Annotated in this window: 19 protein-coding genes; 6 read left to right on the top strand and 13 right to left on the bottom strand. The window is 53.1% G+C overall.

Features of this window, described 5'->3' with window-relative positions; all coding sequences use genetic code 11:
- Window position 1: 1 nt before the first annotated feature.
- The 4 genes from FJ146_10555 to FJ146_10540 form a co-directional block, all read right to left on the bottom strand.
- On the bottom strand, window positions 2–1,066 hold the full coding sequence (locus FJ146_10555) for a hypothetical protein (GenBank protein MBM4252400.1): 1,065 nt from the start codon (window positions 1,064–1,066) through the stop codon (window positions 2–4).
- A gap of 26 nt (window positions 1,067–1,092) precedes the next feature.
- Window positions 1,093–1,491: a large conductance mechanosensitive channel protein MscL gene (mscL, locus tag FJ146_10550; protein MBM4252399.1), complete on the bottom strand. Its 399-nt coding sequence runs from the start codon at window positions 1,489–1,491 to the stop codon at window positions 1,093–1,095.
- A gap of 171 nt (window positions 1,492–1,662) precedes the next feature.
- The gene (locus FJ146_10545) at window positions 1,663–3,081 is read right to left on the bottom strand and encodes an undecaprenyl-phosphate glucose phosphotransferase (GenBank protein ID MBM4252398.1); all 1,419 of its coding nucleotides are present in this window, start codon (window positions 3,079–3,081) and stop codon (window positions 1,663–1,665) included.
- Window positions 3,078–4,172, bottom strand: coding sequence for a glycosyltransferase family 4 protein (locus FJ146_10540; GenBank protein MBM4252397.1), 1,095 nt, complete (start codon window positions 4,170–4,172; stop codon window positions 3,078–3,080). Before FJ146_10540 ends, FJ146_10545 begins: the two co-directional genes overlap by 4 nt.
- Window positions 4,173–4,457: 285 nt before the next feature.
- Between FJ146_10540 and FJ146_10535 the strand changes: the two genes are divergently transcribed.
- The gene (locus FJ146_10535) at window positions 4,458–5,678 is read left to right on the top strand and encodes a sigma-54-dependent Fis family transcriptional regulator (GenBank protein MBM4252396.1); all 1,221 of its coding nucleotides are present in this window, start codon (window positions 4,458–4,460) and stop codon (window positions 5,676–5,678) included.
- On the opposite strand, the gene FJ146_10530 is transcribed toward FJ146_10535, so the two are convergent.
- The 8 genes from FJ146_10530 to FJ146_10495 form a co-directional block, all read right to left on the bottom strand.
- On the bottom strand, window positions 5,675–8,653 hold the full coding sequence (locus tag FJ146_10530; protein MBM4252395.1) for a response regulator: 2,979 nt from the start codon (window positions 8,651–8,653) through the stop codon (window positions 5,675–5,677). The two genes, FJ146_10535 and FJ146_10530, sit on opposite strands and share 4 nt — an antisense overlap.
- Window positions 8,654–8,655: 2 nt before the next feature.
- On the bottom strand, window positions 8,656–10,059 hold the full coding sequence (locus FJ146_10525; GenBank protein MBM4252394.1) for a HAMP domain-containing histidine kinase: 1,404 nt from the start codon (window positions 10,057–10,059) through the stop codon (window positions 8,656–8,658).
- A gap of 118 nt (window positions 10,060–10,177) precedes the next feature.
- Window positions 10,178–11,581, bottom strand: coding sequence for an amidase (locus tag FJ146_10520; protein MBM4252393.1), 1,404 nt, complete (start codon window positions 11,579–11,581; stop codon window positions 10,178–10,180).
- Between the two features lie 21 nt (window positions 11,582–11,602).
- Window positions 11,603–12,160 carry a ribosome recycling factor gene (locus FJ146_10515; protein ID MBM4252392.1) on the bottom strand — a complete coding sequence of 186 codons (558 nt, stop codon included), beginning with the start codon at window positions 12,158–12,160 and terminating at the stop codon, window positions 11,603–11,605.
- Window positions 12,161–12,182: 22 nt separating this feature from the next.
- Window positions 12,183–12,899, bottom strand: a complete 717-nt coding sequence (locus FJ146_10510) for a UMP kinase (GenBank protein ID MBM4252391.1) — start codon at window positions 12,897–12,899, stop codon at window positions 12,183–12,185.
- Between the two features lie 22 nt (window positions 12,900–12,921).
- Window positions 12,922–13,818, bottom strand: coding sequence for an elongation factor Ts (locus FJ146_10505; protein ID MBM4252390.1), 897 nt, complete (start codon window positions 13,816–13,818; stop codon window positions 12,922–12,924).
- Between the two features lie 130 nt (window positions 13,819–13,948).
- Window positions 13,949–14,767 carry a 30S ribosomal protein S2 gene (rpsB, locus tag FJ146_10500; protein ID MBM4252389.1) on the bottom strand — a complete coding sequence of 273 codons (819 nt, stop codon included), beginning with the start codon at window positions 14,765–14,767 and terminating at the stop codon, window positions 13,949–13,951.
- Window positions 14,768–14,893: 126 nt separating this feature from the next.
- Entirely contained in the window at window positions 14,894–15,439 is a 546-nt protein-coding gene (locus FJ146_10495; protein MBM4252388.1) for a DUF177 domain-containing protein, read from the bottom strand.
- Window positions 15,440–15,666: 227 nt separating this feature from the next.
- On the opposite strand from FJ146_10495, the gene FJ146_10490 reads away from it, so the two are divergent.
- The 5 genes from FJ146_10490 (at window position 15,667) to FJ146_10470 (ending at window position 20,421) form a co-directional block, all read left to right on the top strand.
- Window positions 15,667–17,169: a hypothetical protein gene (locus FJ146_10490; GenBank protein MBM4252387.1), complete on the top strand. Its 1,503-nt coding sequence runs from the start codon at window positions 15,667–15,669 to the stop codon at window positions 17,167–17,169.
- A gap of 89 nt (window positions 17,170–17,258) precedes the next feature.
- The gene (locus FJ146_10485; GenBank protein MBM4252386.1) at window positions 17,259–17,477 is read left to right on the top strand and encodes a 50S ribosomal protein L32; all 219 of its coding nucleotides are present in this window, start codon (window positions 17,259–17,261) and stop codon (window positions 17,475–17,477) included.
- A gap of 48 nt (window positions 17,478–17,525) precedes the next feature.
- Complete coding sequence (fabD, locus tag FJ146_10480; GenBank protein ID MBM4252385.1) at window positions 17,526–18,440, top strand: ACP S-malonyltransferase; 915 nt, start codon at window positions 17,526–17,528, stop codon at window positions 18,438–18,440.
- Window positions 18,441–18,475: 35 nt separating this feature from the next.
- Window positions 18,476–19,582 (top strand): cystathionine gamma-synthase, encoded by a 1,107-nt coding sequence (locus FJ146_10475; protein ID MBM4252384.1) that lies wholly within the window; start codon window positions 18,476–18,478, stop codon window positions 19,580–19,582.
- Window positions 19,583–19,713: 131 nt separating this feature from the next.
- Window positions 19,714–20,421 (top strand): hypothetical protein, encoded by a 708-nt coding sequence (locus FJ146_10470; protein MBM4252383.1) that lies wholly within the window; start codon window positions 19,714–19,716, stop codon window positions 20,419–20,421.
- 101 nt (window positions 20,422–20,522) lie between these two features.
- On the opposite strand, the gene FJ146_10465 is transcribed toward FJ146_10470, so the two are convergent.
- Window positions 20,523–20,816: a hypothetical protein gene (locus FJ146_10465; GenBank protein MBM4252382.1), complete on the bottom strand. Its 294-nt coding sequence runs from the start codon at window positions 20,814–20,816 to the stop codon at window positions 20,523–20,525.
- Between the last annotated feature and the right edge of the window lie 158 nt (window positions 20,817–20,974).

Below are 20,974 nucleotides of genomic sequence, written 5' to 3'. Positions count from 1 at the left end.
TTCAATCCAAAAATGACTTTTTCAGTGTAGCCGTCAGCAAAGCACTCTTCACTACCTCTGCCTCAGGACGAATCATTGGGTTCCGTTTAGACTTTGCTTGCACGGTAAATCCCAACCAATCGTTCAACTTATAACGCAGCGATGCCAGCGTCTCGTAGTTGACTAGTTTGGAGGCTTCCGGCGCACCCTCTGCGCGTAACGAGTGAACCAGCGGATAGAGTGCCTCGGCCGAAACCAGGTAGTCCAGCTTTTTATCAAGGAGGACGCCTTTGACCTCGAGCGCCATTTCAGCACCAAAGGCGTGAACATCGTTCACCTCCTCAAGTACGATCACACCGTCTTTACTCTTCGATGTGTTGACGAAGTAAGCGTCTTTGGCAAATGTCTGCAACGCAGCAGGCCCACCACGCACCTCAGCCCGGAGCGTCTCTTGATCAAAAGGACTCAGGAATAAACCAAAGGCTTCCTTGTATTCCTGGGGCGCAAAACCCGCCGCCAATTTGGCTCTGAATTTGTCGGCTTCCGTGCTCGAAGACCCGTCACGCTTGCTCCGCACATAGGTCGTTGCTGCAGCACGTTCATCGTACGATTCAAATGCCGCTGTTGTGGCCTTAAATCGACCAAAGAGGCCTGCCAAACTGTCAGCCGCGAATTGGTAACGGTACATACTGACGAAACGCACTTGATCCGTGGATTTGATCAACCGTGGCAATGCAGGAGTGCGCGAGAAAGCCTCGTTGACCGTTAAGCTATTACTCGATGACTGTTGACCGCGGCGAAAGTTCAGGTCACCAGACAGGTCTAAGTTATAGATTGTTGACGTACCATTTTGTTGACCATTAACGTTTTGCTGATCGATGACATTCGATCCACCTGTTACCGACTCAAGATCGGTCCAGCCGTCTTTTTCAGTCAGTTTATCCGCACTTAGGTCAAGTTTTTTCACTTGCGTGGTGGTCTGGCCAAAGGCGCTGGAGGTAATCCAAGCAACTATTCCCAGACCAGCAATCGCTCCCTTGGCCGTACCTTTAGAGATACTCACAATGTTCCGTTGCAACTTATGCATGAATGACTCCTCCCGTTGGGCGCTGATTATGAGAGCGACGATTTTTTAGCTAGGAGATCACGGATCTCACTCAGTAGTTCTTGATCCTTGGTGGGACCAGCAACAACTTTTGCCGCAGCCTCTTCGGCAGTGCGCTTACGCGCAACCCAGCCGAGAAATTTCACTACAAACAAAAATAATGCCAAAGCCACGATGACAAAATTAACGATGTCGCCGATGAAGAGGCCGTAGGGAATCTCTTTGTTACCAACTGCCCATTTCCAGGCAAGATAACTTTGCTCAGTTGGGAAGAGCAGACTAACGAGAGGCATAAAGATGTTTTTGACGAGTGAGTCGACGATCTTGGCAAAAGCGGCACCGATGATGACACCGACTGCCAGATCAACCACATTACCTTTTAGGGCGAAATCACGAAACTCTTTCATAAAAGAGCTAGCTTTAGATACGCCAATACCACCGACGCTGCGCAGTTGTTCGGTGCCTAGATTAGTCGCCATTAAGGATCCTCCTCACAAAAAATGGATTCCCCAATTAGCACCGCACGACTCAAATTTCAACGCGCGAGACGCCACACCCAAAGCAGGGTCGGCCGCCTCTTAGTACGCATTTCGGTTCACGAAACCCTTGAAAACTGTGAGGAAAATGATCTTTAGATCGAGTCCAAGCGACCAGTGCTGGATATAGTACAGATCACATTCAATGCGCTTTTCGATGCTGGTGTTACCACGCCACCCGTTGACCTGAGCCCACCCAGTGATACCAGCTTTGGTTTTATGGCGAAGGTAATAGCCGGGCACTTTACGACGAAACTGCTCAACGAAAACAGGCCGTTCTGGCCGCGGACCAACTAGACTCATTTCCCCACGTAGGACATTCAAAAATTGCGGCAACTCGTCCAAACTGGTGCGCCGCAGCCATTTACCAACCGGTGTCGTACGGTCATCGCCAGGCTTGGCCCACACCGCCCCCGAGGCCTGCTCGGCATCGACACGCATGGACCTAAACTTAAGCATGGCGAACGTCTTACCATCGACGCCCATGCGTTCTTGGCGGTAAAGCACAGGCCCCCGCGAGGTCAGCGCCACGAGTAAACCCACGAACGTCAGAACCGGACTAAACACAACCAGGGCAGTCAAAGATCCGATCAAATCTACAGCGCGTTTGATCAGACTGCCAGCCCCGGCCAATGGGCTCTCGTTAATAGTTACAACGGGTACGCCGTTGACCACATCAACACCGGTGGAGAATCGACTAAACCGAGCCAAATCAGGTAGTAGTCTGATATCTGGGACCTGATCGGCAATCTGCTCTAAAACTTGTTCCAAAAATCCGTAAGCACTATGCGGCAAGGCAAATACCACAGTGGCCGTCGGCTCGGCCGAGAAGAAATCAGTCCAGCTGGTGGGCTCAGGCAAAATGCGGAGATCATTCTGGCGACACGACTTCTCGCTCAAATCGATAGCGTCTTGTGGCCCCACCAATACCACACCCGTGATTTCGCTGCGTATTAAGTCACCTGTGCGCATCATCTCTAAGGCTTGGTCAAGCACTGGTCCACTACCGATCAGCAAGGTCCGCCGCGGCGCTGCACGCCGTTTGTAGAGACGTAGCGATTTACGGATAGCGCTACGACCGGCAATGATGAGCCACGGATGCACCACAGCAAAAATACCCATCACTACTCTAGAATACCGGTATTCCTCGTAGACATAAGTAAATGCTATGAACGACATCGTTGCCAGAAAGCAGCTCTGCAAGACATCGAGTGCCTCCAGGAAGGCTGATCGCTGACGACGAGTCCGTCGGTAGAATCCGGCAAGGGTAAATGCCACAAACCAAATGACCGCCACAAAAGGCAGCAGCTTCATGTACAGGCCGACCTCGGGCACACCCTTGGTAATCGGAAATACGCCAGAAAATCGGAATATATAGGCCAGCGCCCAGGCGACGAGCACCATGCCTATGTCCGAGACGACGCGCAACATCAACAGAAAGTCTTGATCTCGACGATTCACTGATCACTACCCCCGACCATCAGGGCCTCAATCTCGGCGCGCATACGTTTTAGGAAATGTTCCTGACCATAGCCCGCTGCATACTCCACCAATGCGGCTGCTGTAAACTGATCCCGACTAAATTCGTTGATTCTCTGCGCCAAGGCCGTGGCAGTGGCCTCGGTAAAGAAGACGCCAGTGCGACCAGGTACAATAAAATCTCTGGCACCCCCGGCACCGTAGGCGATCACTGGAGTCCCCGCCGCCATGGCTTCAACGGCGATCATGCCGAAGTCCTCTATCCCGGGAAAAAGGAGCGCCTCAGCCTCGCCCATGAGTCGCCCAAGCACCTCGTCCGACGGGCTAATGACAAAGTCGACCGTTGGGCCCGCCTGGGCTCTCAGCGTCCGCTCCATGGGGCCTGAGCCAGCAATAACAAGGCGCTTCCCCGCTTGCTGACAGGCAGCAATCGCCAAATCGAACCTTTTATACGAGACCAATGCACCAGCTGCCAGAAAGTACCCTCCCCTGCCCGGGAACGGCCTAAAACGGTCCGTCGCAATGGGTGGATGGACTACGGCTGCCTCTCTAGCGTAGAGCCTGCGGACGCGCTCGCTGACAAAGGAAGAATTGGCAACAAAGCGATCAACGCGACTGGCACTACTGACGTCCCATTGCCGCAAGCTTGGGGTCAGGGCTCTGATGGCTGCGGCCGCGCCCGGAATATGCGCCACGCCGGCGATATACTCGTCTTGCTGGTCCCAAATATAGCGCATGGGCGAGTGTATATAACAAAGATGACGCGCTGATGGCCCCTTGATTGCCCCTTTTGCAACACAAGAAGACGTACTGATTACCAGGTCAAAATCGTCAAGTTTTAGAGATTCCACCGCGCGTGGCAGTAAAGGCAGGAGCAGCTTTCTGAGCGGGCGCACGAGGTTGAGTACAGGTGGTGCAACGACTATTCTCTCGGTGATGCCAGCAGGCATGGCTTCTTTATCATAAAAGAGAGTAAATATTGGTGCTTCTGGATAAAGTTTGAGTAGTGCCGCAAGCACCTTCTCGCCACCACGGTAGGTCACTAACCAGTCATGTACAAATGCAACGCGCACCTTTAGCTGCCATCCCTTCGTGATATCGATGCCCCATTAAAGCCCACCCAGGCTCCCGCCGGCAAAGTGATTTTCACGGATTTTAGCACTTTATCCTCGTCCCTGGGCCAATATAAATCCAGGCAAGATTTGCGCGGCAATTCCTCCCTTTGGTAAGATAAGAGGACACAGTACCTCGTTAGAGCTACTCCCCGCTGGCCCAGGCGCTTGCGCTTTCCCCTCTTTGTCTCGTATTTGCATCCATCCCATCTGACCGACAGCACCCGACCGGAGGACGCCCTATCCATGCGCACACTAGGTTCGACTGGCTTTGGCAGCAATCGCCCGACCGAGCAGTCCCTCCTGCTGGAAGACAATCCCTCCGGCATCGCCGACCACTGGCGCCAGTACTTCCCCGAGGTCATAGGCCACAGCCAGGCCATGATGCGGGTCTTAGAGACTGTAGCCAAGATCGCACGGTCAGACAGCTCCGTCCTCATCTTGGGCGAAAGTGGCACCGGCAAAGAGCTGATCGCTGCGGCATTACACAGGCTCTCCCATCGATCGGTCAAACCGTACGTGCCTCTGAACTGTAGTGCCATACCCGACAATTTGCTCGAGAGCGAACTGTTCGGTCACGAGCGCGGCGCCTTCACCGGTGCTGATAAACGCGTCATCGGTAAATTTCAGTTCGCCGAAGGTGGAACCATCTTCCTCGATGAGATTGGTGACATGCCAGCACTCTTGCAAGCGAAGCTGCTGCGCGTCCTGCAAGACAAGAAATTCGCTCCGCTAGGCAGCAACCAACTACTTGAGGTTAACGTCCGCGTTGTCGCGGCGACCAACATGAATCTCGAGCATGCGATGAAGGCAGGTACGTTCAGACACGACCTCTATTACCGACTCAATGTGTTACCGATCCATTTACCAGCCCTCAGGGACCGCATTGAAGATGTCCCTCACCTCCTAGCCCACTTTATCGACTCAGCCAATCGCATTCACGGCGTCAGCAGCCCAGCCTATCTTAGTGATGCAGTTATTCGCGCTCTATGCGCCTACCAGTGGCCCGGCAACGTGCGTCAGCTGCAAAACCTGGTCGATCGCCTAGTGATCATGAAGGGCGGCGGCATTATCGAGGTCGATGATCTCCCCCCAGAAGTACTGAATTGTCTGGAAAATCCGGTAAACTTTCCAACCTCGACGACTCACTCCGACCACCGTCCATCACAGCTAAGCGCCGACCAACTCCATAATCAACTAGCGCAGCACCCGGTCGATGGCAGCGGGATTAGTGGTAGGAATCATACGGTTTACCCCATCGACTTTGGCCATCTTCCTGAGCATGGACTTGATCTGGCGGGGTTCATCGAATCCCTCGAAAATGACCTGATTCGTCAAGCTCTCGAACGAACCGGTAATAACCGCAACCAAGCCGCTAAATTACTCGGACTAAATCGTACCACTTTAGTGGAACGAATTAAGAAGCGGCGGCTGGCGGCACTTAACGAACCATCCAAGGAACTCTAGGCCACCAGCCCCAACTTATCCAAAGTCTGTGGCTCCTTGCCAATCACACGGTCAACCGCACCCTCAATGTCAGCATCCCTTACCATGGCGTCTGAGCTAAGAATCACTATCAATTCTGGTCTCATTTTCTTGATCATGCGGGCAATGTCTAAGCCATTCAGCGTAGACCCTTCTATGTAAAAATCGATGATCACGCAAGTTACCGCAGCAAGAAAACCTGGCTGCAACTTCAAACGCTCCATGAGCGATTCGAAATTGGGCAGTAGGTGTAACACCGCCTGCGACGCCAACTTAGACGACCAAGCCTCGAGCACAAAGGGATTGTCGTCAATCACGATCAAGGTGGGAGGTTCTTGGGTCTTAACGGGAATGCCACTCAGGTTATCTGCATGGTCTTGACTGTTGCGTTGCGCAAGTAATCCATCCGAAGTCTGCAACGTTAGGCGCAGCGCTTGTCCGAGCGACATAGGCTTGGGCATATAGAGATCGGCACCCATGCGCATAGCGAACTTATAATCCGACTGCGCGATCCGATTCGAATGCATGCAAACCATTGCGGTTGGCAGTTTGGCGCGGATACTCTTGACCAATTCAAAGCCACTTAGTGAGGAAGCACCGAGATTAACGTCACATATGATCAGATCGAAAACCTGATGTTCCATGAGTGACAATACTTGCTCGGCTCTAGAGGCATCGCTGATTATGATATGAGCCTGCAGCATCTGCGATTGTAACAGCAACTTTCTAAGACTGTCCCTATAGTGCTCGTCATCATCTACCAGTAGCATTCTGATCTTGCGCCCTAACTTGCGTGATACTTGAACGAGCTGGGCTTCCAAGTATCCCTGGTTGTCATCGGCCGCATGACGCAACTCGCTCTCCGCGTTTGACCAGGCCCCTGGTGCGATGAGGTTACTGTTGCTTCCTGGCAGATTGAGACCGAGGCGATCCGGGTGTCCGGCAGCGATCGGCAGTGTGATGAAAAACTCCACCTTACCGAGCGGGAACTCGTCCGACTGCACCGAGGCACATCGAATTTGCCCCCCGCACTCTTCCACAATCTTACGTGCCACCGCCAACCCTAGGCCCGTCCCGTTTTTCTTACCCGACGTAAAAAACGGATCAAAAATGCGCTTTAAATTACTCTCTGGTATGAAAGAACCGGAATTGCCGATACACAGTTCTACAAAAGACTTCTTGTCAAGGATAACGTCACGACTCATAAACCAAGTGTGGCCACCGTAGCCGATTGCTTGCAATGCGTTGACATAGATATTCGCCATTACGCGCAAGATTTTATCTCGGTTGACATAGGCCATTGTCGCATGATGCAACTGATAATCTACTGTGACCTTGACACGCGGAAGCATCATGAATGCTTGCTCTACTGTATCTTTGATAAGTGACTCAAGCCCAGTCGGCGACCTACCAGCGTCGGTGGTGTCCGCGCCTATTTCCATTACGTCGCGAATCAGTAGGTCTACTGACCCAGAAGCTGCTTCGACCTCTGGCATTAAATTGGCCAAATGCTTCTGCACCTCCTGGTGATCACGCGAACCAGCGATCAAGTCGAGACCGATACGCATAATGGAGAACGGCTTGCGTACGTCGTGGGCTAGCATCTGTGCCACGCGAATCGTCGCCTCCTGCTCTCGCGACAAAATTTTCTGCTGCTCTGTCAGTGTCGCATTTCTGACGCGCATGGCGTCAGCTTCGCGATTTTGTCTTTCTCTGACGTAGGCTAAACGATCGGCAAGCGACATCGAGGTTAAAATCATTGCTAGAGCTGCAGCTAGTTGATGTGGCTGATTACGAAGAAAGAATTCGAAACCAACTCCAAATTGCGCCATGGTGCGCAGCAGGGTGGAAATGCCATACGGTGTAAATGCTATCACCATAAACAGAGCCGGCCTAAAACCGCGCAGCCAAGACCTGACCGCTAAGATTGCAATGATGGACATAACTATAACATTTGCTACCAGGGTAATATTGATGGCTATACCCTTGGTATTTGGAATCACATAAGGCAAGAACAGTGGTACCACAAAAAGACCAACACCGATCCAGGCACCCCAGCGGGCAATCAACCGATCAAAGCTTGGCAACACCTCGTCAACGGCGGCCAAAAACGTCTTCAAGCTGAAAAGTACAAATAAACCAGCAAATAGATGCAGCAAATCGCGATTCCAATGTCCAGCTCCAGGCCAAAAAAGGTCGATCCCAACGCCGTTTATCGTTGAGAAGAGCATCATCACAGCAGACAAAGCACCAATAAAATAGAGATAGGTCGGATCACGGGATGTGATCATATTGTATAAATTATAGATAATCAGACAAATTAGGATCCCAAAAAAGACACCATTCAAATTACTGCTGCGAAACGAGTGTCTAAGGAACGGATCCGCGGAATATAATCTGGTCGTTAAATCTATCGGGCCGTCTGATTCTGCGTAGAAGAGTAGGCGAGCAGATTTATCTCGCGGAATCATTAATGTAAAAGTGCTCTCCGCAGTATGCAGCATTTCGTTGGTTTTTATCGCTTCAATCCCTGTGGTCGCAATCTTTTGTATGCCCTGCTCATCACGTACAAAAAGCATCGCGATCCAGAAATACTGGCGCGGCATTTCAATGGATATCCGTTGATCGAAGGACGACTCATTTTTGACTACAAATGTAAACCATAAGGCTCCGTCCTCTGATCCAATATCTAGTTTTTCCGGGAGTTCACGGAATTCATCTCCGCGCTCCAACACGTGCGCCGCCGCGTCAGCTATTTCCGCGTCTTTAATATATGCACTTTTTTCGGTCTGAAGATAAACGATTTCACTGGTAATATCCAAATTGTCTAAACTTAGATCGTTTAATACAACTTCGGCTCTGAGAGGTGATGCTATCGTAGCGATCACCACTACACTAATCCGCAGTATCCAATGAAGTATATGGAATTTTTCTCCGGCATGTGATTGCAAATGCATAGCTACGCCAACTTTCTGGCTACTTCGTTTGAGTGAGGCAAATTCATTCCCTCCCGGTGCAAGGGTACAAGAAACGTAGCGGTAGTACCTCCTCCCAAGCGCGGGGTTAAAGCGATATGAAATTGATTCTCCTTAGCCTCATGCCTCATCCCGAGCGTCCCGATACCACTGCGTTTCCCCTCAAATGACTCGATCACCTCCCCCGCGTCGAAGGCAGAGCTCACTTCGTCAGACAATCCAATGCCGTTATCTTCAATAATAAACTGCACTGCTTCACCGGTTACAGAGACATTCATGACGATCGCCCCGGAGAACGAAGGTCCTGGGTACAGTCGCCTAGCCTCGTTAATGGCATTCATGGCATTGCGCGTGATGTCAAACAACACGACCGCCACGGCCCCCGGGACAGCAAAGATGGTGAGTGTATCTAGATTAGAGTTGGCTCGGTAATCAACCGTAACCCCATTTTTTTTGGCGTCGTGAGTGAGAATCGGTAAAATCGATGACACCTCACTCGCAAGTGAAAGGGTCTGCTTGTGAGTCGATCCGACCTTAATCTTTGCAAGAAATGCTTCGATCCTCTTACGTGCAAGATCGTTTGATTTTTTTATGTTAGCCAGGAGCTCGTTCATCCCCTCAGGGCTGACGGATTTGTGATCAGACATGAGATCGAGGGAGAGCAAGATGTTCTTGATCTCGTGGAGAAACAGGCCCAAATGATGGGCAAGATAAGCATTCCGATCTGACTCCGCCAGACGCGACTCGATCGCTCCGATCCGGCTCTCTAATTTGGCGCGCTCGTGACGCATGAGGTTCTTGTTCGCGATGAACAGCTTTACCGCCTGCTCGGTTTGTACAAAAACTGTCACCGTCGACACGATGAATGTGGTTCCGACGACAAAGTACTCAAGCGTGATCTCACTCTCCTGAAAATCCGAAAATAAATGCCAGAAAATTGCTGATCCAAAAAACGATGTTAACGCATAGATAAAATATTCGTTTGGCAACCAAGGAAACAAAGCTGCGGTACAAAGAATCAGCATGACCTCAGTGCACGTTTCCAGAACAAAAAACTCCCGCGGCACTGACACCACCATATAGGTAGTCACGATGACGGGAGGCACAGTTAAGAGATATTTACTCAGCGCGGTGAACGGGACCTTACCTTGCTTTAAGGCCCAGACATAAATGACCGTTGCGAAAACCAGCGTAAATCGCACGACAGAAAATCTAAGCAGTTGATCGGGTAGACAGATCCAATCAAAAAAAACAAAGGACGAATACGCTATCACTCCGATTGTCATCATTGTCGGAACCGAGGCGACGGAACGCTTCGTTGATTCACCGACAAATTCGGCACGGTCTTCCGGCGGCAGTGACCTCATCGGCATGAAAATGTGCTTCATCGCGCAGCTCCGTTGGGGAGAGCATGAACTCTTGTGGAGGGGGTTTCGGCAGGTTTACGCGAGAAGTTGAGAGTATTTTTGCAAAAAACTGATAAGTTTATGAAAGTACCAAGAAAACTCAGGCGCCCCAGCCGCATACCTCTTCGAGCTCCGCCCCGATTTGCAGGAGTAAATCCTCCCGCGCAGGGGGTGCCACAATTTGGACACCTACGGGCAGCCCTGACGGAGATGTATAGGTCGGGAGTGAGATGGCTGGCTGTCCAGTGACATTGCACCAACCGGTGTAAGGCACCATTTCGGTGCAGCGCCAAAGCAAATCCTCGGGATCTTTGAGCCCTGTGGCATAAAGCCAACCGATTGGCGGCGGCTCAATGGCAAGCGTGGGGGATAGAAGTAGATCAAAGGTTTCGCCCCAGCTAGCGAGAATCTTGCGCGCAAAGACCTGCAACCGCAGCACGGCCTGTGTGTAATCAAAAGTGCTCTGCTTTTGACACATCTCTTTCAGCGCTTGGTTTAGTGGCTCTACTTCAGACCAGTCTTGGACTTGCTGATAAGCCGCTCCAGTGCACCACACGGCGATAAAATCGCGAGCCAAAGGCTTATCGACTTGCGGCCAATCAACCTGCACTGGACGCACGTTGTGACCCAGCTCGCTGAGTATCGTAGCCGTACGCGTGACCGCATCGATCGAGCTTTGATCTATGCTCACTCCGGAGTAGGGACCATGAATGGTAAACCCTATACGCAGGCGCGGCGGTTTTTGCGTGAGACAAGAAATATAAGAGACGGACGGAGTCGGCAATGTCATCCATGCAGCTGGGTCGAACGTAGAGAGCACATCCAATACGGCAGCTGTGTCAGCCACGCCGCGGGTCAGGCAGCCGTCAGTCGTAAAGCCATGCATCACTTCACTTACAAGCGGACCCTTAGCAATCCTGCCCCGGCTGGGCTTGAGACCCACCAGACCACAGCATGACGCGGGTATACGAATCGATCCACCGCCATCACTGGCATGGGCTATGGGCGCCATCCCGGCCGCAACGGCAGCAGCTGCTCCACCACTAGACCCGCCGGGAGTCCGCGTCAGGTCAAAGGGATTGCGCGTCGCGCCGTGCAATACGTTTTCGGTAACCGGCAAGGTGCCAAATTCTGGGGAGTTAGTGCGCCCCATGAATAGAAATCCGGCTTTACGCAGCAGCCCCACTGCGGCCGTATCGATTCGACCAATCTTGGTACGCGCAGCACGGGAGCCATGTGTCACCGTATGACCGGCAGCCTCTGCCAGGTCCTTTAGCGGGATTGGTACGCCATGAAAGAGAGGGAGATCATTTTCGCCACGCATCACAGCGTCTTCGGCAGCTTTGGCCTCCTGGAGAAATTCCTCATCGCGGCGCCAGACAAAAGCATTGATTTCAGGATTAAGCCTATCGACCTGATCGAGATAGTGTCTAGCTACCTCGACCGGACTTATCTTGCGCGCCTTGATGGCTGCTGCGATACCTAATGCTGATCCATCTATCATGCTCGGTCCACTCCGGGTGAATTAGACCTTCATGACCTCTTGCTCTTTTTTAGCAAGACGCTCATCAATCTGCTTGATGAAACCGTCAGTATGCTTCTGAACATCAGCCTCAAGACGCTTACCGTCGTCTTCGCTGATCACTTTGTCCTTCAGCTGCTTTTTCACTTCATCATTGGCATCACGACGGATGTTGCGGATGGCAACCTTCGCCTCTTCTGCCAGTTTTTTTAAGTTTTTGACGATGTCCTTACGACGCTCTTCCGTCAGCGCCGGAATCGGAATACGAACGACATTGCCGTCATTAGTAGGCTGAATACCAAGATCGGCCTTCATGATGGACTTTTCAATGTCTTGAATCAGCTTCTTCTCATACGGCGCAACGGTGATAGTCCGGGCATCCGGTGTCGTAAGAGTCGCAACCTGATTGAGCGGCGTTGGTGTACCGTAGTAATCGACCTTTATTCCGTCTAACAGGGAGATCGATGCTCGTCCGGTCCGGACTTTCAGTAAGTCAGCATCAAAGCCCTTGATCCGCTTTTCCATATTTTGCTTACAGGAATCAACTACATTACCAGCCATAGTTTACCTCTCTGCTACTTAATCAATTAACTGTCGTACCAACGCCATCGTTGACCAAGGCCCGACGCACGGAGCCAGGCTCTGCCAACTTAAATACCATGATCGGCAGGTTTGCTTCCATACACATGGTGATAGCAGTAGCGTCCATGACGTCCAGCTTGCGCGCGATGACATCCAAATACGACAAATGGGCATATTTCTTGGCGCCCGGATTTTTCATCGGATCGGAATCGTAAATCCCGTCAACTTTGGTCGCCTTCAGGATGATATCGGCACCAACCTCCCGCGCCCTCAGGCTAGCAGCCGTATCGGTAGTAAATAGGGGGTTGCCTGTACCTCCAGCAAAGATCACCACCCGCCCCTCATCGAGATGCTTGATGGCTTTACGCCGGATGTATGGCTCTGCCAATGAAGGCATGCTGATCGACGTCATCACCCGGGTGTTCAGGTTAAACTTGTTCTCAAGCGTCGCCTGCAGGGCCAGTCCATTGATGATCGTCGCCAGCATTCCCATATAATCGGCGGATGCCCGCTCGATACCCCATCGGGCTGCCGCTGAACCGCGGAAGATATTACCGCCTCCGATGACCACCGAGACCTTACACCCAAGGGCATGGGCGTCGGCAATCTCATTGGCAATCATCAGAAGCGCATCGCCTTCGATCCCGTAGCCTTGCTGCCCCCCCAGCATCTCGCCTGAAAGTTTCAGCATGATATGGCGGTACTTGCATTGGCTCATGGGTCTTAGGTCTTTCTATGTGTTACTTCTTGAGTTGCGCGGCCACTTCTGCTGCGAAGTCTTCTTTTTTCTTCTCGATGCCTTCACCCAGCTGGAACCGAGCAAAGCCAGCAATTTTCAGACCCTTTTTAAGGCTGTCGACATGCTTCTGTACAGTCACGTTGGGATCTTTGACGTATGCCTGCTCAATCAAGCAAACTTCTTTGTAGAACTTCTTCATCTGACCGACCAAAATCTTCTCGATCAATTCAGCGGGTTTGCCTTCCTCTTCGAGGCGCTTGCGGGCAATTTCACGCTCTTGGTCTAGCTCGCTTGCATTAACTTCGGTCTCTACCAAGTAGCGAGGGGAAGCAGCCGCCACGTGCATAGCAAGATCTTTACCCAGCTCAACCACGTCGTCGCCTTTAGCGCCTTCGAGCACGACGAGTGTACCAATGCGGCCACCCATGTGGGAGTATCCGGTGACAACGCCAGTCGCCGTGTGGACGACTTTCACGCGGCGCACTTGCATGTTTTCGCCAATTTTAGCGATCAGCTCGGTCAGCTTGTCCTTAACTGTTTGAGCGCCCAGCTTTAGACCGAGAAGCTCTTCATGATCTTTAGCCTTATGCTGGAATGCCAACTTGGCGATGTCGTGAGCCAAAGCGCGGAATTCTTCGTTCTTGCTGACAAAGTCAGTCTCACAGTTGAGCTCAACCAAGACGCCGGCGTTTTGCTCGGGGTTGACGAAAACTTCGACTACACCCTCTGCAGCAACGCGGCCCTCTTTTTTCTGCGCCCGTGCCATGCCGTGCTCGCGCAACCAGACAATGGCCTTGTCCATATCACCGTTGGTCTCAGTCAGAGCCTTTTTGCACTCCATCATACCAACGCCCGTCTTTTCACGCAGATCTTTAACCATTCCTGCGGTGATCGTCATGTCCACACCTTCCTCTATCAAACAACATATAGTTTATTTTTTATCTACTGGCATAAAACCACCGCGGCCACTAAGGCAGCGATGGTTCTCTAGCATTCATAACTCGACAATGAAAACAACCAAGCGAAACTTAGTTGAGGTCTTCATCTTCGTCGTCCGGACGGCGCGCCTTCTCAACCGCAACGGTATGGCCTTCGCTATCGTGGAATTTGCCGGCTTCTACCGAGTCGTACTTCTTGTCATCGGAATCACTGAAGTCACGAGCTTTTTGCTTACCAGCAATGCAAGCTTCAGCGGCCGTGCGCACGAACAGTTGGATAGACTTGAGGCTATCGTCGTTACCTGGGATGAGGTAGTCGATACCATGAGGATCAGCATTGGTGTCGGCAATTGCCACCACCGGAATACCAAGACGCTTAGCTTCTTTCAGTGCGATCGATTCTTTGTGAGCATCGACGACAAAGAGAGCGCGTGGCAGACCTGGCATGTCCTTGATGCCGCCTAAGTTGCGGATCAGCTTCTCATGCTCGCGACGTAGACCCAGCACCTCTTTTTTGAGGAGCTTTTCAAAGGTGCCGTCTTGCTCCATCTTCTCAATGCGCTTGAGGCGGTGGATTGACTGACGCAGCGTCACGAGGTTGGTGAGCGTACCGCCCAACCAACGGTGATTGATGTAGAACTGACCTGCACGCGCCGCCTCTTCAGCAACGAGATCCCGCGCCATGCGCTTGGTGCCCACAAATAGAACGTGACCGCCACGTTGGGTGGTCCGCTCGAGAAAGTCACATGCACCTTTGAAGAGACGCACGGTCTTTTGCAGATCGATAATGTGTACACCGTTACGCTCGCCAAAGATGTATGGCTTCATCTTCGGATTCCAACGGCGCGCCTGGTGACCGTAGTGGGCCCCAGCTTCTAGCATGTCCTTCATGTTGATCGTAACGCTCATCCTGATTTACTCCTAACGAAGGTTGTTCCTCGGTCGTCCAAAGTGCCTGAGCACACCTTCATTCCAGACGACCCGCCTATTAATTCCGCTTGGCACCTGATGCCAGCGGCACCCTAACCTACTCGCCTACTGCTTCAACTTCAACCCTTTAAGAGCGGCAAACGGCGAACTTTGCGAAGTATCATCCGCCGCCCCGTACACGCGCCCGTCAGCCACCGACACTGCGCATACCCGACATCTTTCCCCTTTGGCGTCAGCCAGCACGAAGCGACTTGGCAGCGCTAGCTCGACGGTATCGGTAATGAGTTGTTCGAGATCGACCTCGTCCCCATCCAAAAAGTACGCATCTAGGTCATTACGACTTAGGTTCTTTTCCCGCTCTAGATCGTTGATCTGCTCGGGTAGATAACGCACATCGACATCACAGGCTAGAGGCCATGCGATCGCCTTGTCACAGCGACTACAGCTGACAATGGGGGCGTAGCTGAGGTGGCCCGTCACGTGGACACTACCCGCTTCTTCCACCCGCAGCTTTAACACGCCCGACAACAAAGCTGCCTCGCCCGTACCACCTGGTAAAGGAAAATCGCGATAGAGTGCCTCCAACCAGGGCTCATTACCCTTAATTGTGACTTCTATCTGGCCATTTATCGCGGCGACCGCAAGACGCATGTTCAACTACCTAGATTAGCGCTTGTTCCACTTACTAGTTGGAGACTCACCCAACCGGCCCCTCGTCTAGCCCTTTGGGCCTGATTTAGCAAGAGCAATTCCACCATTTTTGTCCCATCAGCTAACCGCTGGCGCGGTGCACTCTAGTGGTCAACTACTGAACTTCTCAAGCAACTTTCCGATACCAGGGACGGAGGCGCAGAGCCGTCAAGATGACCGAGGGTGGCGTGAGCGATAAGTGGCACATTTATAAGGGCAACAAAGAGCTAGGCGTGATGACGGCCGAAGAAATTCGCGCCGGTCTGCGCGATGGCTCACTTGACCCTTTTGACACTGTCGCGCGGGATGGTTCGTCACTGCGTCGCGAAATTTTTGAGGTGGACGAAATTTTCTCGGTTACGGCGGCTGTTTATGACGAAATGTCGACGACGGCGATCAAACGTCAAGTGCCGGGTAATAACGAATTCCATGAAAAAGATGCCGACCTGTCTGGCACAGGGCTAGGGCGTTCCCATCCTAGCAACGATCGACACGCCATTGGCGAGGGTCAGCTGCATCTGGCCACCAGCGCGCAGTCCACGGTGCGCGCCAAAAATGCGGGCGATCTGGGTAAGAAACGGGGCGAGGCCCGCCGCCCGCGCAACCCGAAACAGTACTACCTTAGCGACCGCGATCAGAAGTCGATGGGCCCCCTAAGTATCGATGAGATTCGTTCGCTGTTCTACCGCGGTGTGTTGCCCAAAGACGTGCGCGTGATGAGGGAGGGCTCAACAGCGCAAGTCTCCGTAGGTAAATTTCTGGCGGTGTATACCGAAGGCCAGCACAAGCCGATGGAACTCGGCGGCCACCCCCGCGCCCCGCGCTACACATCTCAAATTTCCCGCCGTACCTTCGAGGTCCAGGGGGTGTCACCATTGGCGATCGCCGCCCTTTTTGTCGGATTCTTGCTGCTCGGCGCCGCGGCGGTTCTCATTTGGGACACGAAGCTGACGCGATCACCGACGCTTGCGGTCGTTAATGCGAGTACCACGAACCTCAAGAAGAATCCGAAAAAACCAGGGAAAATTGGTCCTGCAACCTCCAAGGACGAGCCTGCGTTTGACGATGTCCCGCCGCCTCCGAGCGAAACTAGGTTACCGATTCCGGCGCCTCCCATGCTGGGTACCGCTGTCGAAGTGGAAGATGCTGCCGAAGAACCAGTGGTGACCAGGTCTTTTGAGCGGCCAGCGAGTCGCACAGGTCGCATTGGCGGTACGGTGGCACCCGTGAAAAGTCCTCCCCTGCGCACCCAAACCGCGCGCCGACAAACGCGACCACAGCCCAGCCGCCGTGGCAGCCAGTCCAGCATGACGCGGGTCACGGTAACTCGGCCAGAACGCTCACGGACTCAGCCAGTTATGGCTGTAGGCCTGAGTGCCCGCGCTCCGATCAACACCGTCCAGTCAGCGGCCCCGCGCCAAGCCAGCGGCGGGACTAGAAGTATCGACAGCCTGGCTGACGGCGCACAGGTGCAGAACTTCGGACCGATGTCATTCGATCGCACAGCACTCAGCCAGTGCGCCCCAGCCTGCACACTCATGTTCAGCGGTCCTTCGGGCACAGTCCGGGGTACATTCTTTAAGAAGGTGTGGGGGCCGGCCCTAGAGCGCAGCAGTGGGTCGGTCTATCTCAGCGGATCTGTGCGCAAATCTGAAGGCGGCACGAAAATCATCCTCAACGGGGTCAAATAAATCCCATCTAGGGTCTTGCCTTTCGGTGACACTCAAGCTAAGAGGGAGCTTCGATTTTTTGTGCCTATGATTATTTTTGGAGTCGGGTCATGGCAGTCCCAAAGTTTAGAATCTCAGCTTCCAAACGCGACATGCGCCGTGCACATCATGCACTTAAGGCGACGAGCTTTGCCTACTGCACAGCTTGCGGCGAAGCAAAACTCGCGCACACTGTTTGCAAAAACTGCGGCAACTACAAGGGTAAAGTAGTTGTGCAACCGAAGGTCAAGGGCGACCTCGGCGGCGAGGACTTCAACGTCGAAGGATAACCATCGACGGCTAATTAAGGATAAGCACGGATGGCTTACAGCGGTCAGATGCTGGCAATGTTCCCCGGCCAGGGTTCCCAATTTGTGGGAATGGGCCGGCAGTTACTTTCCGAGTTTCCTGCTGTAAGGTCCGTGTTCGAAGAGGCTGAGGATGCTGCCAAGCTGAGCATTCGTCGTCTGTGCCTGGATGGGCCAGAGGACGAGCTAAAGCTGACGGCTAACACTCAGCCTTGTATTTTGACCGTGAGTATCGCCACTTGGCGCGTGCTGCAAGGCGAGACGGGGATTGAGCCCAGTCTTTTTGCGGGTCACAGTCTCGGCGAGTACTCTGCGGTTGTCGCTGCCGGCAAACTTGATTTCGCCCGTGCTGTGTTCTTGGTGCGCCAGCGCGGTGAGGCCATGCAGGCAGCGGTCCCAGCGGGTGTCGGAGCTATGGCGGCTGTGGTCAATGTGGCGGCCGATGACCTTCAAGCAAGGTGTGTCGCTGCATCGCAGAAGGACTCGGTCGTTGAGGTTGTCAACTTCAACTCACCGCAGCAGCTGGTTGTCGCTGGGCATAAAACGGCGGTAGATCGCTTGTGCGCGGGACTTGAAGCTAGCGGCCTGCGTTTCGTCATGCTGCCCGTGAGTGCGCCTTTCCACTCCTCTCTGATGCAGCCGGCACGCGTGGCCATGGAGCCCCTCCTGACGGCATCCAAGTTTCACACCACCCCTACGCGCGTCATCCCGAATCTCACAGCCGAGATCAGCGATCAGTACGTGGCTGACCTGCTGGTGGCGCAGATTAATAGTCCCGTTAAGTGGACGCAGAGCCTTGATCGCGCATACGCAGCGGGTTGTCGTGACTATGTCGAGATTGGCCCCGGCAAAGTGCTGTTTGGCCTAGCGCGCAAATCGCTACCTCGTGATGTGCAGTTGCGCCACACTGACGATGTGCGTGAGACCATTACAGCTCTCAGTTGATTTTTTGCTCCGTAGCTCTGTAGCGTGAGGCCCGTATGACAAAGCTTGACGGTTCACCTAGAAAGCCGAGTGGAGCCGTCGTCGCGCCGATTGAGCTCAGTACGACCTTTGTCCGTGAGGGCGACGGTAGTTTTGCCTCCGGCTATTTTTACACGCGGCATAATAATCCTAATCGTTCGCAGCTCGAAGAGGCTCTGCGCAAATTAGAGCACGGTGCCGTGGCGCTGTCATTTGCCTCTGGCATGGCGGCATCGATGGCGGCCCTGCTTGCCCTGCAGAGCGGTGATCATGTGGTACTACCGCAGGAGTGTTATCACGGCACGCTGAGTTTGATGCACGAGATCTTTCCCCGTTGGGGCCTCTCCTACAGCTTAGTCGACATGACTGATTTAGAAGTCGTGCGCAGCGCCATGACGCCTCACACCAAACTACTGTGGATCGAAACACCATCTAACCCCCGCCTTAGGCTGTCTGATTTAACCGGGCTCGCTGCCTTAGCACATGCACATGGCGCCTGGGTGGTCTGTGACAACACGATGGCGTCACCGCTCAATCAAAACCCCCTCCTGTTTGGTTGCGATGTAGTGCTGCATGCCACGACCAAGTACATCAACGGCCATTCTGACGTATTGGGAGGCGTCCTCATTACGCGTGAGCATGGTCCCTTAGCGGAGCGTCTGCGCACGATCCAAGTGTGTGGCGGGGGCGTCCCTGCACCCTTTGACTGCTGGTTGACCAGTCGCAGCCTGGCAACTTTGCAGCTTAGGATCCAAACGCAAAACGACAGTGCTCTCAAGATAGCGGAATTTCTCGCGCAGCATGCACGCGTCACCGAGGTCCACTACCCCTGGTTGCCAAGCCATCCCCAGTGTGCATTAGCCCGGACACAAATGCGCGGCGGTGGTGGTGTCGTCTCGTTTCAAGTAAGCGGAGGTGAGGCTTCGGCACAGAGACTTGTCGCTAATGTGCACAAAATCCATCGTGCGACCAGCCTAGGTGGTGTCGAGACCCTGATCGAACATCGAGCCTCAATGGAGCGTGCCGATACGGAAACGCCCCGCGATCTCGTGCGCCTCTCTGTGGGACTCGAACCTACACAGCAAATCGTTGACGACTTAGCGGCGGCATTTGCATCCCTTTGAGTCAGCCCAGACCTTTGGATTTAAAAAAGTTTTACAATGATCGCTACTGACAAGTCGGCATGAATCCTGCACAAACGTGAACGTAATGTTCACCCCCCAGTCTTTGTGACTGCCCATGCTGGAGACGACTCATGACTCAATGTCGCATGTTTTCAACACTCAAAATCTCTGGACTTTCACTGATGGCTACTCTAGCGCTGACGAGCGCGAGTCACGCCAAGAGTCTCCCAGAACTCAATGTCACGTCACAACCCATGCGCTTATTTTTAGGTCGCGTGATCAATTTCGAACCTAGTGAGATCGCTCCTGCTGGCGGCCCTGTCAAGATTACGTACGCCAAACAGTGCACCGAGTATTTTGAGAATTTGGTATTTAAATACCTGCCACGTATCGATCCCGAGGCACCAGCGCCTGTAGCAGTAGGCGCCATCATGAGCGGCACCCGCTGCGACCAGTGCAACTGCCCTGAAGAGGCTAAAGAACTAAGCCTGAACGTAGAGCCAGACACGGTAACGCGGCCCCTGGTGGCTATCGCTCCGACCAAGAGCGACGCAGCGGAACTATACCCAGCGCGGATCCTCGGTATTCAGCAAGAGCCTGTGAGTGAGGACGAAGTCGAGGTCACGGTGACCTACCTAGAGACTTGCGACACAACGCTGGTCAATGTGATTCCGGTCGAAGTCTCACCGATCGGTGGTTACAATAAGCAAGTGGGTGTGCTCGCACTGGCTCAGCATAACGCGACTCCTTGCCCTTATCCGTCGCACCCGATGAGCCAAAAGTTTCGCTATCCATCCAATAAGGGTGGCTACCGCTTCTTGCCGGTCGAAGCTGAGTAATCACTCAGTGCCGGTAAAGCTTGCCAAAAAAGACGGTCAGTTTGAGCAAATAATTATCTGCTCAAACTGACCTTAAACGATACATACTTTAAAAGGATACTCTAGAAGGACACTGGCACTGTGTAGCCGCCAATTGCTTTGGGTTGTGGAGACTGGCAGAACTTGGCGTCTACCTCTTGCACACCGACGGGCAGTACCAACTGACAGGTGTTGGGATCTTGAACCCGACGCTCGAGTCGGTAAATAAGAGACTTCCCGACGATAACGCAGACTGGTGGAAGATTATGGTATGCTGCCTCCGTACAGGCGCCTATCGGCATCGGCATGGGTTTCGGTTTTCTTACGTCGTCTAGTACGATCACTAGGCTCCCACTTTCGTCCCCAACTTGCGTCATCGTGATATGAGCCGTCGCAACTTGCCCGGCCTTATTAACAGGTGCAAAAGTATGCGGTCATGATGTATGATCCCTGTCATGGCGCTCGACGGTCGACAACTTAGTCATGAAGCGCTCGAAGCTATTCGCATTCGAGCCGTGAAGGCTGTTCAATCCGG

It is taken from the genome of Deltaproteobacteria bacterium (genome assembly GCA_016874735.1).
Lineage (GTDB): Bacteria > Bdellovibrionota_B > Oligoflexia > Oligoflexales > CAIYRB01 > CAIYRB01.
Note: the sequence above shows the minus strand (reverse complement) of the source record. Positions and strands in the feature narration are given on the sequence as shown.

Coding starts and splice junctions, on each gene's coding strand:
- FJ146_10520 (MBM4252393.1), bottom strand. CDS start 11,581: ATGATAGATGGATCAGCATTAGGTATCGCAGCAGCCATCAAGGCGCGC.
- FJ146_10525 (MBM4252394.1), bottom strand. CDS start 10,059: ATGAAGCACATTTTCATGCCGATGAGGTCACTGCCGCCGGAAGACCGT.
- rpsB (MBM4252389.1), bottom strand. CDS start 14,767: ATGAGCGTTACGATCAACATGAAGGACATGCTAGAAGCTGGGGCCCAC.
- FJ146_10475 (MBM4252384.1), top strand. CDS start 18,476: ATGACAAAGCTTGACGGTTCACCTAGAAAGCCGAGTGGAGCCGTCGTC.
- FJ146_10465 (MBM4252382.1), bottom strand. CDS start 20,816: ATGACGCAAGTTGGGGACGAAAGTGGGAGCCTAGTGATCGTACTAGAC.
- FJ146_10485 (MBM4252386.1), top strand. CDS start 17,259: ATGGCAGTCCCAAAGTTTAGAATCTCAGCTTCCAAACGCGACATGCGC.
- FJ146_10535 (MBM4252396.1), top strand. CDS start 4,458: ATGCGCACACTAGGTTCGACTGGCTTTGGCAGCAATCGCCCGACCGAG.
- FJ146_10530 (MBM4252395.1), bottom strand. CDS start 8,653: ATGCATTTGCAATCACATGCCGGAGAAAAATTCCATATACTTCATTGG.
- FJ146_10495 (MBM4252388.1), bottom strand. CDS start 15,439: ATGCGTCTTGCGGTCGCCGCGATAAATGGCCAGATAGAAGTCACAATT.
- FJ146_10515 (MBM4252392.1), bottom strand. CDS start 12,160: ATGGCTGGTAATGTAGTTGATTCCTGTAAGCAAAATATGGAAAAGCGG.
- FJ146_10470 (MBM4252383.1), top strand. CDS start 19,714: ATGACTCAATGTCGCATGTTTTCAACACTCAAAATCTCTGGACTTTCA.
- FJ146_10505 (MBM4252390.1), bottom strand. CDS start 13,818: ATGACGATCACCGCAGGAATGGTTAAAGATCTGCGTGAAAAGACGGGC.
- mscL (MBM4252399.1), bottom strand. CDS start 1,491: ATGAAAGAGTTTCGTGATTTCGCCCTAAAAGGTAATGTGGTTGATCTG.
- FJ146_10510 (MBM4252391.1), bottom strand. CDS start 12,899: ATGAGCCAATGCAAGTACCGCCATATCATGCTGAAACTTTCAGGCGAG.
- FJ146_10555 (MBM4252400.1), bottom strand. CDS start 1,066: ATGCATAAGTTGCAACGGAACATTGTGAGTATCTCTAAAGGTACGGCC.
- fabD (MBM4252385.1), top strand. CDS start 17,526: ATGCTGGCAATGTTCCCCGGCCAGGGTTCCCAATTTGTGGGAATGGGC.